General features: G+C 56.9%; 12 protein-coding genes. 6 read left to right on the top strand and 6 right to left on the bottom strand.

Annotation, left to right across the window (positions count from 1 at the left end):
- The first annotated feature begins 206 nt into the window (after positions 1-206).
- On the top strand, positions 207-674 hold the full coding sequence (locus K3754_RS15385) for an acyloxyacyl hydrolase (protein WP_259938385.1): 468 nt from the start codon (positions 207-209) through the stop codon (positions 672-674).
- 23 nt (positions 675-697) lie between these two features.
- Here the strand turns inward: K3754_RS15385 and K3754_RS15390 are convergent, their stop codons facing one another.
- Positions 698-880 carry a hypothetical protein gene (locus K3754_RS15390; protein WP_259938386.1) on the bottom strand — a complete coding sequence of 61 codons (183 nt, stop codon included), beginning with the start codon at positions 878-880 and terminating at the stop codon, positions 698-700.
- A 347-nt stretch (positions 881-1,227) separates the two neighbouring features.
- Here K3754_RS15390 and K3754_RS15395 point away from each other — a divergent pair, with 347 nt between their 5' ends.
- A complete protein-coding gene (locus tag K3754_RS15395) occupies positions 1,228-1,830 on the top strand; it encodes a TetR/AcrR family transcriptional regulator (RefSeq protein ID WP_259938388.1) in 603 nt (200 codons plus the stop codon).
- A gap of 96 nt (positions 1,831-1,926) precedes the next feature.
- On the opposite strand, the gene K3754_RS15400 is transcribed toward K3754_RS15395, so the two are convergent.
- Positions 1,927-3,087, bottom strand: a complete 1,161-nt coding sequence (locus K3754_RS15400; RefSeq protein WP_259938390.1) for a porin — start codon at positions 3,085-3,087, stop codon at positions 1,927-1,929.
- A gap of 933 nt (positions 3,088-4,020) precedes the next feature.
- Here K3754_RS15400 and K3754_RS15405 point away from each other — a divergent pair.
- The 4 genes from K3754_RS15405 to K3754_RS15420 all read left to right on the top strand — a co-directional run bounded on the left by K3754_RS15405 (position 4,021) and on the right by K3754_RS15420 (position 6,730).
- Positions 4,021-4,485, top strand: coding sequence for a nuclear transport factor 2 family protein (locus K3754_RS15405; protein WP_203210259.1), 465 nt, complete (start codon positions 4,021-4,023; stop codon positions 4,483-4,485).
- 192 nt (positions 4,486-4,677) lie between these two features.
- Positions 4,678-5,535: a cysteine hydrolase gene (locus K3754_RS15410; protein WP_259938391.1), complete on the top strand. Its 858-nt coding sequence runs from the start codon at positions 4,678-4,680 to the stop codon at positions 5,533-5,535.
- Positions 5,536-5,576: 41 nt separating this feature from the next.
- Positions 5,577-6,062, top strand: a complete 486-nt coding sequence (locus K3754_RS15415) for a YHS domain-containing (seleno)protein (protein ID WP_259938392.1) — start codon at positions 5,577-5,579, stop codon at positions 6,060-6,062.
- A 101-nt stretch (positions 6,063-6,163) separates the two neighbouring features.
- Positions 6,164-6,730: a carboxymuconolactone decarboxylase family protein gene (locus K3754_RS15420; protein WP_259938394.1), complete on the top strand. Its 567-nt coding sequence runs from the start codon at positions 6,164-6,166 to the stop codon at positions 6,728-6,730.
- A 259-nt stretch (positions 6,731-6,989) separates the two neighbouring features.
- On the opposite strand, the gene K3754_RS15425 is transcribed toward K3754_RS15420, so the two are convergent.
- The 4 genes from K3754_RS15425 to K3754_RS15440 all read right to left on the bottom strand — a co-directional run bounded on the left by K3754_RS15425 (position 6,990) and on the right by K3754_RS15440 (position 14,196).
- Positions 6,990-10,997 (bottom strand): Hint domain-containing protein, encoded by a 4,008-nt coding sequence (locus K3754_RS15425; RefSeq protein ID WP_259938396.1) that lies wholly within the window; start codon positions 10,995-10,997, stop codon positions 6,990-6,992.
- Positions 10,998-11,243: 246 nt separating this feature from the next.
- Complete coding sequence (nagA, locus tag K3754_RS15430) at positions 11,244-12,401, bottom strand: N-acetylglucosamine-6-phosphate deacetylase (protein WP_259938398.1); 1,158 nt, start codon at positions 12,399-12,401, stop codon at positions 11,244-11,246.
- Positions 12,398-13,429 carry an SIS domain-containing protein gene (locus K3754_RS15435; RefSeq protein WP_259938400.1) on the bottom strand — a complete coding sequence of 344 codons (1,032 nt, stop codon included), beginning with the start codon at positions 13,427-13,429 and terminating at the stop codon, positions 12,398-12,400. The genes nagA and K3754_RS15435 overlap by 4 nt, the downstream gene beginning before the upstream one ends.
- An 8-nt stretch (positions 13,430-13,437) precedes the next feature.
- Entirely contained in the window at positions 13,438-14,196 is a 759-nt protein-coding gene (locus tag K3754_RS15440) for a GntR family transcriptional regulator (protein WP_203210252.1), read from the bottom strand.
- Between the last annotated feature and the right edge of the window lie 30 nt (positions 14,197-14,226).

Below are 14,226 nucleotides of genomic sequence, written 5' to 3' on the forward strand. Positions count from 1 at the left end.
TGAATAGACCAAAGGCAACAAGCCGCATTGGCAGCCTTCCGCGAAGGAAGGGCTTTTGCCGGCACTGATCTTTTGGAGATGTTCAATGCCGATTTCAGACAGAACCAAAGCGAGCGCTGCGCCGACACCGCGCTCGGCGGGCATTCCCCCATTCTGGTCCAAGGTTCGCCCCGATGCCTGATATGAAATGTTTGAAAACTATCGCAATGGCTGTCGGCCTCACCTTTGGGCAAGCCGCGCAAGCCTCTGAACTTGTTATTGGTTCTGGTGTGGTGGAATTCAACTCCAACCTCGCCGCCAATGACCGGCAGTTCACCTTTGAATATCGGTTCGATCCCTACCGCGAGTGGGACAAGGGCCAGATCAGCTGGGGCGTGGCGGTTGTTAGCCATGCTTCGGGTGATGTCTGGGCAGGTGCAGGGTTGATCGCGCAGCGTCATTTTGGTGATCGCTGGTTTGCCGAGGCAAGCCTGATGCCCGGTCTTTATTTTGAGAACGGGCCAGCGACGGCATTGGGCCATACCATCGAATTCCGGTCGGTGCTGGCGGTGGGCTATGAAATCACAAAAACCTCGTCGATATCTCTTGCCATTGATCACCGATCCAACGGAGGTTTGTCGGAATTCAACCCCGGCTCAAATGGTTTAAGTCTTAGATTTCACCACAAGTTCTAACTCCAATCTCATGCCGAGTGAGATCAGTCTGAAAGGCCGCCGTCAATTTCACGGGTAGCCACGAATGTCGGCTGCGGCACTGCCTTCACGCTTGCATCATTGTTCCGGCCAAACAAAGCCTTGGACATTGCCACGGGCAAAAGCAGAACGCTGACCGCGATACCTGCGGCGATGGCTGTGAGGGTCAATGAAGTCAAGCTTTGCATCTGGCTTGTCCTTAAATTTGCCGGGAGGCAGAGGTGGGTTTTTTCGATATCAGAACACTCTATAGGACGTTTGTGATACGCTCTTGCCCGCCACCGCCAAGGGGATGGCATTTTCTGCCAAACACAGCATGCCTATCTGCATTAACCCACTGTTTATGCTGAACTTGCTCTGCTAAAAATGATACCCATGGCACCATCGCACGCAACTGACCATCATTCAGCCTATCCATACAGATTGGTCTACGGGAGAAAGTGAACAGAAACACCGTATTTTGAATGATTTGGCTTTGCCAGGCGTGGAAAACTATGCAAAATATAGACAGAACAGTCTGATTGGTTTTGAGAACATGGCAAACCCTCGTCGCGACGATCTCGTCGAAACAGCGTTAAAGCTCTTCTACACGGGCGGCTTTAATGCCACCGGGATCGACAAGATCCTTGGCGAGTCCGGCGTGGCCAAGATGACCCTCTACAATCACTTCCGCTCCAAGGATGAACTGATCCTTGCCGCTCTGCGCCGCCGTGATGAGAAGTTCCGCAATTGGCTCATGGGCGAGATGAAGAAAGCTGGCCCTGACCCGCGCGCCCAGATTTTGGCAATGTTTGACGCGCTTGAGGATTGGTTCAAAGGCAGAGCTTTCAAGGAGTTTGGTTTTTACGGCTGTGCGTTCATCAATGCAGCCAGCGAATTTGGCGATCAAAAGCATCCGGCCCACCGTTTGGCCGCAGAGCATAAACAGAGCGTTGTTGACCACCTTGAGCAGATTTGCCGCAAGGCGGGTGCGGCCGCGCCCCTCGAACTGGCTGAGCAGATTGCCCTGATCAAGGAGGGGGCGATTGCCACGGCCCATGTCCGCGGCATGCCTGAGGCGGCGCTAAATGCCAAACGCGTCGCAGCCGCGCTGATGGATGCGGCGCTTGGCACAAATGGACCCAACGGTCACGCGTGATCTTCTTTCCCGCCGCGACGGGCCTTTAGATATCTCGCGAATATCCGGATCGAGGCAGGAGAACATGCCCGCCCCCTTCCATCTGCCACTTGCCCTTTAGAACTTCCAGCGGGCACCGATCACGGCGACGTTGATATCCTCAACGGCAACGGCGGCCCCTTTCAATTCATAGCGGCGGTAACCTGCGTAGAGTTCAGTGTTGTAGCGTTCCCATTTCTGGACAATCCCAATGCCATAGGACGCGGACTGTGACCCGATTCCAGCCAGATCATCCCCCTCAAACACATCAAAGGACAGGGCTGTTTCGCCCAGATCATTCCAACGACGCTTTAGACCAAGTTTGAGGTAGGCGTAATTGGCCCCCGTTTCCTGTTGTCGCCCCGTGGCAACCGCAAGGTTAAGGCCGCTGGATGTGTGCAAGAACGCGATGGAAGAGGCGACCGATGACTGGTCAGAGCCTGCACGGGCGTAGCCGATGCGTCCTGAGACTTTGAACTGGTCCAGATCCCGATCAAAGCGGAGCGCCAGATCGTAATAATCTCGATCATCGCCATGGCGCAGCACCTCTTGTCCGGCGGAAACCGAGAGGGCGAAACCACTGACCGCGGGGCTGTCATAACGCAGGCGAAACCGGCGCGCGCCATCGAAGTTTCTGAATGCTGCGTTGATGTTGCTGCCGGACCCCGCGCCGCCCGCGTCCCGGAATTCAATGGTGCCCGCCAGTGCATTGATACTGGAATAATGCACAACGCTGGTCCCGGAAAAGTCCGTTTCTGCAACGCCGTCTGTTGCGGTGCTGCCCTGACCAAAAGACAAGGCGCCATAGGCGGGCGTGCTGTATACCACCTCCAATTTTCGCAACTCGGTACGCCGCCATTTCAGGTTCAGGTCATTGTCGTCAAGGGTTGCCGCCGCCGATCCGGAAAACCCCAATCCGCTTTCGAAATGGAATTTCAGCCTGTGGCCATTGGCCAGTTCGGTCTGGTGGATGATGCCGATCCGGCTGTTCGAATTGTCATTGTCGGTAAGGTAGGTGTCATTGCCCTGCCCATCGTCGACATGAAAAATGCCGAAGTTAAGCTGCCCGTAGAATTTGAATGCTGTCTGCTTGGCGCCATCTGCGCGGGCCAAACCGGTAGAGACCAGAAAGGCGACAACCGTTGCCGCCCCGAGGCCGGACAACCGCAACCTGATTTTGTTTTCGTTAGGATACTGATGCCCCGCTGCGGTTGCGTTGTGATCTGTTGTTTGCTGCATTTCAGATGCTCCTTTTTAATGCGCCTCTGGGGCAAACCGGCATTCGATATTGTCGTATGGCACCGGCCTTCCCCAGATCTAGTCAGGCTCGCGACCGTCTTCTTGGCCCTACCGGTCAGGGCTTTGCCCCGCCCTGCCAATCGTTGATTTCTCCTGAGAAATATCGGGCTTACGCATCACTGCGGTATGGTCAGATATTTGTGTCCTTTGTGCAGGGAACCGACCGACAGCGCGATGTTTGTGGGATATACAAGCGGCAGAAAGAAAAGCAAAAAAGTCATTCAGATCAGATAGAAAGATCGCGCTGCCTTCTGAGAGACATCACATCTGCGCAAGCCCCTTTGCCGCACAAAATCGCCGGCGAAGGCCATAAGCGGTGCAGCCGAACAGCCCGTCAAAGCATGGCAGGATTTGCCCAAACCTTGGCTGAAAGAGCCAATATTTGCGGAGCCGCACCGCCTACATCTGGCTCATCGATCAACCGAGAGGTGCCAATTGGCCGATGCCCGATTTCCCTAGGGCAAAGGCTTGGCATCACTCCGCACGGAGAAGCTGGAATGACCCATCCGGACCACATGACCTGCCCCGTCAGGCGCACTGCGGCACCGTCCCCCCGCCGCAATGAGCGCCGCGGTTCCGGGCGCCTTCCGGCTTCTCCGCCCGTGATCTTCCAGACCCCATTTGGGTCGCGAACACGGCGCACCGACGACCGGCTGCTTGCGATCGCGACGACCCTCATAGTCTGGCTTGTGTTGGCAACCCTGGTGGAGGCCTGCCACCTTGGCCCCACGGTCAGACACCACATTTCCCCAAGCCATTTTCGGACCCCCCCATCTGTCCAGCTCCCGAATGTGGCAAACTCCAGCGCCCCGGCATTTACCCGACCTGTCACTTTGTCCGGGGCGCTTTTTTCTCAAACCACGAGGCCTTGATATGACGCGTCCACCCTTTCCGCCGTTCACATTGGAAACCGCCGAGCAAAAGGTTCGGATGGCCGAAGACGGCTGGAACTCCAAGACCCCAGAAAAAGTCGCTCTCGCCTATTCTGTTGATAGCGTTTGGCGGAACCGCACGACCTTTTTGCAAGGGCGCAAAGAGATTGTGTCCTTTCTGACAGACAAATGGGCGCAAGAGCTGGAGTACCGCCTGATCAAAGAGCTTTGGGCGTTCTCGGGCAACCGGATCGCCGTGCGGTTCGCCTATGAATGGCACAGCGCGGCGGGGCAATGGTTCCGGTCCTACGGCAATGAGAATTGGGAATTTGCTCCCGATGGCCTGATGCGGAGGCGGATCGCGTCGATCAACGATTTGCCGATCGAAGAGGCAGACCGTCTGTTTCATTGGTCCGAGCCCGCCCGCCCGATGAGCCACAAGGGGCTGACCGATTTGGGCCTCTAGCCCCAAGACCAAATGAATTATTCCGGCCTGCGTTTCATGCGGGCTGGCGCAAAAGGAAGGTGGATCCACCGCAGATGCATTCTGACCAACACGGCCCGTTTTGCCGTGAACGGGAAAGATCTGTCCAAAGGTCCGCCGCCCTGACACCCGCAGCGCGATCTGCGCTGCACAAGCAAACCAAGGAGACAATCAATGACACATAAACATGACCACGGTTGCGGATGCGGCCACACCGAAGAAACCGTAGATCTGGCCCGCCGCCGCGTTCTGGCCAGCGTTGCCGCTGCTGGTGTGGCCGGCGCAGCCGGTGTTGCGGGCAGTGGCGCTCTGGCTGCAACAGACGAGGCCAAAGCGCTTTATGCCGATCCGGAAAATCCGGGCCTGCCGCAGATTGATATGTCCATCGAACCGGGGCGCACCGCATTGGTGGTCACAGATCCTCAAATCGACTTTCTGTCCGAGGACGGCGTAACCTGGGGCGTGGTCGGCGAAAGCGTCACCGAGCAGGGCACCGTAGACAACATCGAAGAGCTGTTCAAAGCGGCGAAGGCAGCTGGCATGCCGGTTTTTATCTCGCCCCACTACTATTATCCGCATGATCACAAATGGAACTTTGAAGGCACCCTTGAGGCCACAATGCACTCCATCGGGATGTTTGACCGGCTTGGCCCGCTAAACCTCGACAATTTCGAGGGGTCCGGCGCCGATTGGATGCCGCAGTACAAGAAATACATCGAAGACGGCGAGACCATCGTTTGCTCCCCCCACAAGGTCTATAGCCCCGCGCAGAACGACCTGAACCTGCAATTGCGCAAACGCGGGATCGACAAGGTGATCCTTGCGGGCATGTCCGCGAACCTGTGCACACAGGCCCATCTCTATGACCTGCTTGAGCTGGGCTATGAAGTTGCGGTTGTGCGCGACGCAACCGCCGGCGCGAAGGTGCCAGAGGGTGACGGCTATCTCGCGGCGCTGATCAACTTCCGCATGGTGGCCAATGGTCTTTGGTGGACGGATGACGCCGTCAAACGCATCGCCAGCTCTGCCTGATCTCTCCCCTCTCAAAACTTCAATTCATAAAGGAAATAGCAATGAAATACTCTCGCACTCTGCCCGGCATCGCCACCGCAATGACCTTGGCCCTCGCAACATCCGCCTTTGCCGCGGACGAATACAACGTCAACAACGGTTTGACACTGGCAGGCCATCCCCTAGGCCTGCACGGCGTTGATCCTGTCTCGATGTTCCAGGGCGGCAAACCGGGGCAAGGGGACGCCGCCTTTACCTCTGCGTATGATGGTGTTGACTATTACTTTTCCTCCGCCGAGGCACAGTCAAAGTTTGACGCCGATCCCGCGGCATACCTTCCCCAGTTTGGCGGTTTTTGCGCCTTCGGTGTTTTTGTTGGCAAGAAGCTTGATGGCGATGTCCGCTATGCCGATATCGTTGACGGCAAACTGTACCTCTTCGTCAACGCAGCCATCTTTGACAAATACCTCGAAGACAAGGACGCGGTGATCAAGGGCGCCGAGGCCAAATGGCCAGAGATCGTGAACACGCCCATCAGCGCGCTCTGATCCGGCTCAAGGGGGGACGGCAAAACGACTTTTGTGCCGCCCCCCCTGCCCTTCTCAACCGGCGAAACGACCTCTTCCCTCCCTCAAAGGATACCGACCCAATGACCAACTTTGTCACCCATGACCTGAACACTGCCCCTGACGCTGCCAAACCCATCCTGCAGCGCGCCCTGAATGATTATGGATTCCTGCCCAATCTTTATGGCGCAATGGCCGAAGCGCCTGCCATTCTCGAAGGCTACACCACCCTTTCGGCGATCTTTGGCAAGGCCAAACTGTCGGAAACCGAACGCCAGATCATCCTCATGACCAACAACCGGATGAACGGTTGCGCCTACTGCATGGCGGCCCATACGACCCTTTCGCAGATGGGCGGTGTGTCTGAAGATGTCATCGATGCCCTGCGCAACAATACACCGATTTCCGATCCCAAGCTGGAGGCTTTGCGTCAATTTGCGATTGCTATCAACGACAGCAGGGGCTGGCCCACGCAAGCGCAAATCCAAGCGTTCCTGGAGGCCGGCTATACCCGCCAGACCATGTTGGAGGTGATCTTGGGCACGGCGCTCAAGACCATGTCCAACTACACCAATCACATCGCCGAGACCGAGTTGGACACGGCCTTTGCGCCGAATGTCTGGACCGGACTTGCGAAGGACGCGGCCTAATCGCAGATATTGATCGAATATGGCCACTTTCAAAAACTGCGAATTGGGAGTGGCCAAACAACCTCAGGATTGTGACTGCAGCCAAAGGTTCTGTGGCATTTGGGCCAAGCCGCCGTTTCAGTTGCGGGGAAACGGCATGAAGAAAAACCATCCCAACCTTATGCGCACAGCTCTGTCCCAGTTCAGGTGGCCTCTGCTTCCAAGGACATCTGTCACCGGAACACCGCCACGGCATCTGGCAGCTTTGGTGTGCTCACCGTTAAGCAGCAAACCTTCTTTGATCTTCATTCCGCTTTGCAGGCGGCGGATTGCCATCCCCACAAGCATTGCATTCGACATCCGTCAATTCTTCGAGGCCAACAATGGGTCGCGCTGTCGGGCCGTAGATACGCTTAATGTCTTCGGGGCTGTTTGCGGTCGAGAGTTCAGGGAGAACCTGAAGCAAGTCCTCCAATGCGCCCTCGGTCAGCATTTTGACCGCGTTTGCGCCTGGGTAGAAGCTTTCGGATGGCACGTTTTCGACAAATACGATTTGGTGTTCATCGAACATCAGGTGAATGTAAGTGACTTGCTTTTTCCCGTGCGCGATCCGTGCTGGCAGGCCTTTGGCGCCGGTCAGGTGGATGGCTCTGGCCAAACGGTCACCGTCAACGAGCACTGCGTGCTGGCGGGACACCAAGAGGTCGCGTTCGGCCCCAAGCATACCTTGAGGGATCAAAACAGGCCGCAATCTCACGTCCGCGGCAAGCTCTTTGGAACTCACCTCGCGTTGCCCGATCCAACGGACGGGCTGTGGCCCATTGTCCATGGTGCACACCAGATCCCCAATACGCAGATCATCGATCAGCACATCGCCTTTGGGGGTTCGAATGCTGGTCCCGGATGTGAAACAGACCACACCGGTGTTGTCCGCAGTGAAGAACGAATTGTTGCTGCTTGCGCCGGTGAAGGTCAGCGATCCTGTGCCAAAACTGGTGTTGTCGCTGTAGTCCACCTTGCCAACGCCATCGTTGGATTGGTTGAGGATGCCGTCATCCGCTTGGTCAGCGTAAAGTTCCGACAGTCTGTCATAATAGCCGCTCAGGTCGATGAAGTCGTTGTTGGTGCTGTCGTCATCGGCAATTGATCCGGTGTTGCCGGCGTTGAAATCGGTAATCGTGTCGGCACCATCACCTACGTTGTAGACAAACGTATCGTTGCCCAGACCGCCGGTGATCGTGTCGTTGCCGGTGCCACCGATCAGGACATCGTCGAAAGATGTGGACAGGTTGGCGCTTTCCAATCCGATAGGCACGCCGCCTGTATCCGGCCCGGTCAAATCCACGCTCAGTGTTTCGGCGCCGCTCTGGTCGAAATAGAGAATTTCGATGAGGTGCTCACCTGCGTCCAATGGGGTGGACGCCGACGCACTTGATCCCGAACCGGTGATTTCGATCAGCGATACGCCGTCGATATAGATATGTGCGCCATCATCAGCGGACACACCAAAGGAATAAGAGCCAGCGTTGGTGACCGTCAGGGTGGTCGACAGTTTGACCGCAAAGGTATCGCCGTTGCCGCCATGGAAGGCGTCGATTGCAGCGGGGTCAATGCTTTGTACAACGCCTTCGCCATCGGGGGGGTTGTCGTTTTCAGTCCCTGATGTGAAACCGGCATCCGCAAAACTGTTGAGCGAACTTGCGCCGTCCAGCTCGTAATATTCATAAGCGAAAAGCAGGTTCGGCTCGACCAGACCCGTGGTCTCGAAGTCGCCCATGAGGACGTCATCACCGGAGCCGCCATCCAGGCTATCATCGTCGATCCCGCCAATCAGCGTATCGTTGTCTGCGCCCCCTTCGAGGGTATCGTCACCTGCCGAGGCAACCAGCTTGTCATCGCCAACGCCGCCAACAAGGCTGTCATCGCCGGAGGAGTTGTTCAGAATATCGTTACCCTCACCGCCGACGAGCGTATCGTCGCCCGTACCGGTGTAGAGTACGTCATCGCCATCACCACCTTCGATGAAGTCCGATCCGCTGCCGCCATGGATCGTGTCCGCACCGCCGCCGCCAAAGACGACATCGGCCCCCGTGCCGCCGGAAATTTCTTCGTTGTTGGAAGACCCGACAAGTTCATCATCGCCCCCGCCGCCATAGATCTTGCCCGCATCGGTGAGAAATTTGTTCTGAAAGTCGCTTGTGTCATTGGAGGCGAAAAACCCCATGGTCTCAAGCGTTTCAGGGTCGAGCGATGCAGGATCGATGCCTTTCAACGTGATGGTCGAACCATCAGGCAGGTTCAGGACGGCATCGCCCCTGCCATTGCCGATCGTGTCGGTGATCTTCACGTCATTCGTCGACAGCCCCATGGCCCCAAGATAGTCGTGTGACGACAGAACCAACATATCGGTTCCGATCTCGAAATCCTCAATGGTGACGTCCTTTGCCAGATCGAGGATGTCCTGCCTGCCAATTGCAGATGGGTTTTGTTGGTCAGCAAGATCATTGTATTGCTGGTCGATGTCCTCCGCGACGGCATCCTCGATCCGCTTTGCGGTTCTGTCGCCATAGATCGGTTTCAGGAGATCACTTATGTCTTTGGACACATCTATGGCATCAAGGTGGCCAAGAGGGTTGGTCAGAACCATTCCGGTTATCGTGGTCTCAACCAATGTGGCAATCGCTTCGACGGTTATGTCATCGAGATCTGCAGGTGCTGCGTCACGCACGGCGGCACCAATGGATTGAACATCAAGCGAAGTCGCCTGAAAATCAGGAGTGTCGTTCGAAGAGGGGTCATGCGCCTTCTTGGCGGCCCAACCTCTGAGATCCGAGAGATTTGAACGCAGGATGGCGTTGGACACTTCTTCTGAGTTGCCAAGAGGAGAGAAATCGGCCTTTTCGATCACAAAGCTGTCAGCGCCGCGGCCGCCAACCAAGATGTCCTCGCCCATGCCACCATCAAGGGTGTCATCGCCATCGCCACCCATCAGCAAATCATCGCCGTCGCCGCCCGAAAGGCTATCGTCGCCCTCATCCCCGATGAGAGTGTCGTTGCCCGTGCCGCCATCAAGCGTATCTGCGCCATCGCCACCGGACAGGTGGTCTCTGCCCTCACCTCCATCAAGGCTGTCATTGTCACTGCCACCGTCCAGCGTGTCGTTGCCGTCACCCCCACGCAACGTGTCAGTTCCAGATCCACCGGAAAGATTGTCGTTCTGGCTGCCGCCATCAAGAATGTCGTTTCCAGAGCCGCCGTCCAGCGTGTCGTTGCCATCCCCGCCGCGCAGCGTGTCTCTGCCATACCCGCCGGTCAAGCTGTCGTTGTTGCTGCCGCCGTCGATATAATCATTGCCGCCATCACCATGCAGCGTGTCATCGCCTTCGCCACCTTTCAGAGTGTCATGGCCAGAGCCGCCTTCAATGACGTTGTCATTGCGATCACCGGTCAAGACATCGTTGAACCGCGACCCTTTCAGATTTTCAATATCCGTGAGGGTATCACCTTCCGCCTCGCCGCCTGTTCCGGTGCCCTCTTCCAGATCGACAGTCACCCCGGCATCGGAGCTGCTGTAATCCGCGACGTCAGACCCAATGCCGCCGTCCAGTTCATCTGCCCCGGCGCCCCCGATCAGCGTGTCCGACCCAGTGCCCCCGAACAGGGTATCCGTGCCTTTTCCACCGTCGATGTAATCATTACCGCTATAGCCATAGATGGCTTCGTTGGTGCCGTCGGTGCCGTCAATCTGGTCCCCCTGACGGTCCGTATATTCGCTTTCCATGACGTCATCTTGGTTTGTCCCGTCAACGGTAACGAGCCAAGGCGTTTGATAGTTTGCATAGTCGGTCGACCCGATGTTGCTGCCGCCAACCTTTTGATAGTTGGTGCCCGGCTCCAACAGGGTATCGGTCGCAAATCCCCAGATGTCTCTGGTGACGCCGTTTTGAGAAAGAACATAGATGTTGATGACCGGGCCGGTCGGTGTACCTGCGTCTGTCAGCTCGCGCAGCTGAATGACGGATTCCGCCTCGATCCCGGTTCCATTGCTGACCAGTCCCTTGCCATCAATAACAACATGGTTCCAATGGTTGTCATCCTCTAGCCTGTCGGCATTGCCGCCGCGATCATCGACAATGACCTGCCGTGTCGAATATCCTGTGCCAAAGGCATATTGGGTTCCGTTCGGAGAATCCGAATTGTTGATGACATTATCCCCAACGCTTTGCGTTCTGGAATACGTCACTTTCAATGCTTCACTGTCGATGGCGTATAGACTACGAGCGACCATGGATATCTCCTGAGATAGAACTTTCCAACGCCGACAAGTAGACGAGAATTTGGCCATAATAATGGCGCTCATTCGTCAGAACGGGGTCAATATGCCTCCCCGCGGACAGGTCTTTCCCAGTCAAAACCTGGCGGTGATGACGGGGCGGGACACCATCCCCAGTTCTTTCGTTTTGTGGATCGCAGTCAGCCGTGGAGCAGGAAACTCTCAAGGACTGGATATAACGGGCCTTCGGCTGTGTTGCCCTTATGCGAGTGCCGGATCTTTCATGTGCAGTCTGCTGATCGAAGTGAAATCGTCATTACAATGGACAACTGTCTCCAGCCCCTTCGCAAGCCGACCAAATTGCCCCGGCTCCCTGAGCAGAGCGGTCGGAGCTGATGTTGCCCTGCGGATTGCCAGTGTTTCGCTGTCGCCGACCTGCTCCCTCATCACCGCAATCGCGCGGGGCATTTCAAGATCGGCCCCTGCCAATGTGCCATCGGCCAGAGTGAGGCGTTGATCTTTTCGGAACACGTCACGTCCGTTGATGGAAAACTTCTGGATGGAAGAACCCGCTGTTGCCATTGCATCCGTCACCAGAAAAATCCGTTCGGAGTGGTCGCAGGCGGCCAAGGCCGCGCGGATGGTCGCCGGATGCACATGGATGCCGTCCGCAATGAGGCCTGCGCATATGTCATCGCGGACAAGGGTTGCACCGACCAGACCCGGTTCGCGGTTTCCCATCTGGCTCATTGCATTGAACAGATGCGTCACACAGCGCGCGCCTGCATCAAACGCGCCCATGCAGGTGGCAAAATCGGCGTCTGTGTGACCAAGCGATACAACGATCCCGGCGTCAGACAGGATTTTGATCTGGTCGCTGGTTGCGTTTTCCGGGGCAAGTGTGACCATCACATTGGGCAACCGATCTGCCGCGTCTTGCAGGATAGCGAGATCTTCATCCGTCATGGTTCGGATTAGATTTGGATCGTGGGCACCTTTGCGGGCAACGGACAGATGAGGCCCCTCAAGATGAATGCCGACAATACCGCCGACGCCATCTGCGATGGCCTGTTCCACGGCGTCCATTGCCTTGCGGGTCCGCTCAATCGTGTCGGTAATCAGGGTGGGCAATATCGCGGCTGTGCCTGTCGCCTGATGAGCCTGTGCAATGGTGCGCAACGCGCGGACTGATTGATCATCATTGAACATCACCCCGCCGCCGCCATTGACCTGCAAATCCACAAAGCCGGGCATAACGATCCCGCCCTTCAGCACGTGTGTGGGGCATCCCTGCGGAAGGCTGCCCTTCGGTCGCACGCTCAGAAGATCCCCCTTCCCGACCACAAGCGCGTGATCGGCATACAGCTTTCGACCGTCATGGATTTTTGCGCCGACAAAGGCCTTGGTTATGCGGGTCATACCGTTTCGGTCACCTTTTTCAGATGACGCGGTGTGTCTGGATTGATGCCGCGTGCCGCCGCAGTTTGTTCAACCATTGCATAGAAACTTGCGATCAGGGCAATGGGATCGGTCAGCGCGTGGCCGGTTCTGACAGCTGGCAAAGGGGTCGCCTTTTGCACCTTGTCGCTTGTGGCAAAAACAGTGGCACCCTTGGCTGCGATCTCATCCGCGACGGCGGCCAGCGCGGTTTCGGCCTCGTCTTTTGCACCCAGGGCAATCACGGGGAACCCGCCATCCACAATGGAAACCGGACCGTGCAGCACTTCGGCAGAGGAGTAGGATTCAGCGTGGATCTGGCAAGTTTCCTTGAATTTCAAAGCCGCCTCATTCGAGATGGCGTTGGTTGTTCCCCGCCCAAGGCAAAAGATGGAGCTGCGTCCGGCCAGGGCCTCTCGGACTTCGGGCCAGTCGTTTCTGACGGCCTTTTCCAATGCCGCGGGCAGGTTCCGAATGGCGGAGCGGAGTGCGTCATCCTCGGCCCATTCTGCCAGCAACCAAATGCCAGCGACGGCCGAGTTGACGAATGTTTTTGTGGCTGCGACGCTCAGCTCCGGCCCCGCGTGCAGATTCAACGTGTGATCCGACACCTGCGCCAATGGGCTGGCAGGGTCGTTGGTCATGGCGATGGACAAGGCCCCGCCTTCGCGTGCCATCTTGGCCATCTGCACGATGTCAGGGCTTTTGCCCGATTGCGACACGGACAGGCAAACAGAGCCATCAAGGGCCAGCTTGCGGTGATAGATCGAGGCGACCGATGGGCCGATAGAGGCGATGGGCGTGCCCATCAGCAACTCTGACGCATATTTGAGATAGGTTGCAACGTGGTCAGAAGACCCCCGCGCGACACTGACCACAAAGGCAGGCGCACAGGCGCGCATTGCATCCGCAGCGCGGGCAATATCAGCGCCGCCATTTTGCAACAAACGGTCCACAGCAACAGGAATTTCGAGCACTTCACGGCGCATTTGTGTTTGAGAGGCAGACATTGGACGTCCTATTCTTTTGCAAGTCGAAGCTCGGCCACAAAATTGTAGGCGTCTCCGCGATAGATGGATTGGGTGAATTCGACAGTGCGTCCGTCCGCAAGATACGACGTTCGCTCGATGCTCAGACCGGCCATACCCGGCTCAACCTCCAGAAGTCTGGCGTTGTCCTCCTCGAGGTTGATCGCCGAAATTTTCTGCAAGGCCCGGACCGGACGCAGGCCCGTTTCCGCAAGCACTTCGTAAAGTGAGGTTTTGACCAAAAGCGGATTGGGCAGCATTTCGGTAGACAGTGACGCGCGTTCGATCGCCATGGGTTTGTTGTCAGCGGTTCTGAGCCGCGCAATGCGAGACACGGATGCATCCGGAGACAAAGCAAGGGCAAGCACTTCGTCGGGGGATGGCATAAAGATGCCCCGCTCAAGCCAGATGCTGGAGGATTCCATGCCGCGCCGGGACATATCCTCACTAAAGGAAGTCAGCCGCGATAGGGATTGTTCGATTTGCGGGGTATCCGAGGCGACAAATGACCCCGAGCCCTGCTTTTGAACGATTATACCATCCTCGGCGAGGGCATGGATCGCCTTGCGAACCGTCACGCGGGATAATTCGGTGATTGTTGCAATTTCACGCTCCGGAGGCAGGGAGCTGCCCGCCTTGAGCAAGCCCTGATCCACACCATCGCTGAGCCGTTGACGCAGTTGCAAATACCGCGGCCCTCCGCCTGGCTCCAACCAGTTATGCGGCGCGAGAAATTCAGTGATGCTCATCCGAAGCTCCTTCGCATTTCAGGGGCAGAT

This window comes from Sulfitobacter sp. M368, assembly GCF_025141875.1.
Classification (GTDB): Bacteria; Pseudomonadota; Alphaproteobacteria; order Rhodobacterales; family Rhodobacteraceae; genus Sulfitobacter; species Sulfitobacter mediterraneus_A.

What these genes read in the sequence shown, in the direction of transcription:
- K3754_RS15385 (WP_259938385.1), top strand. Translation starts at nt 207, where the DNA reads ATGGCTGTCGGCCTCACCTTTGGGCAAGCCGCGCAAGCCTCTGAACTT.
- K3754_RS15390 (WP_259938386.1), bottom strand. Translation starts at nt 880, where the DNA reads ATGCAAAGCTTGACTTCATTGACCCTCACAGCCATCGCCGCAGGTATC.
- K3754_RS15395 (WP_259938388.1), top strand. Translation starts at nt 1,228, where the DNA reads ATGGCAAACCCTCGTCGCGACGATCTCGTCGAAACAGCGTTAAAGCTC.
- K3754_RS15400 (WP_259938390.1), bottom strand. Translation starts at nt 3,087, where the DNA reads ATGCAGCAAACAACAGATCACAACGCAACCGCAGCGGGGCATCAGTAT.
- K3754_RS15405 (WP_203210259.1), top strand. Translation starts at nt 4,021, where the DNA reads ATGACGCGTCCACCCTTTCCGCCGTTCACATTGGAAACCGCCGAGCAA.
- K3754_RS15410 (WP_259938391.1), top strand. Translation starts at nt 4,678, where the DNA reads ATGACACATAAACATGACCACGGTTGCGGATGCGGCCACACCGAAGAA.
- K3754_RS15415 (WP_259938392.1), top strand. Translation starts at nt 5,577, where the DNA reads ATGAAATACTCTCGCACTCTGCCCGGCATCGCCACCGCAATGACCTTG.
- K3754_RS15420 (WP_259938394.1), top strand. Translation starts at nt 6,164, where the DNA reads ATGACCAACTTTGTCACCCATGACCTGAACACTGCCCCTGACGCTGCC.
- K3754_RS15425 (WP_259938396.1), bottom strand. Translation starts at nt 10,997, where the DNA reads ATGGTCGCTCGTAGTCTATACGCCATCGACAGTGAAGCATTGAAAGTG.
- nagA (WP_259938398.1), bottom strand. Translation starts at nt 12,401, where the DNA reads ATGACCCGCATAACCAAGGCCTTTGTCGGCGCAAAAATCCATGACGGT.
- K3754_RS15435 (WP_259938400.1), bottom strand. Translation starts at nt 13,429, where the DNA reads ATGTCTGCCTCTCAAACACAAATGCGCCGTGAAGTGCTCGAAATTCCT.
- K3754_RS15440 (WP_203210252.1), bottom strand. Translation starts at nt 14,196, where the DNA reads ATGAGCATCACTGAATTTCTCGCGCCGCATAACTGGTTGGAGCCAGGC.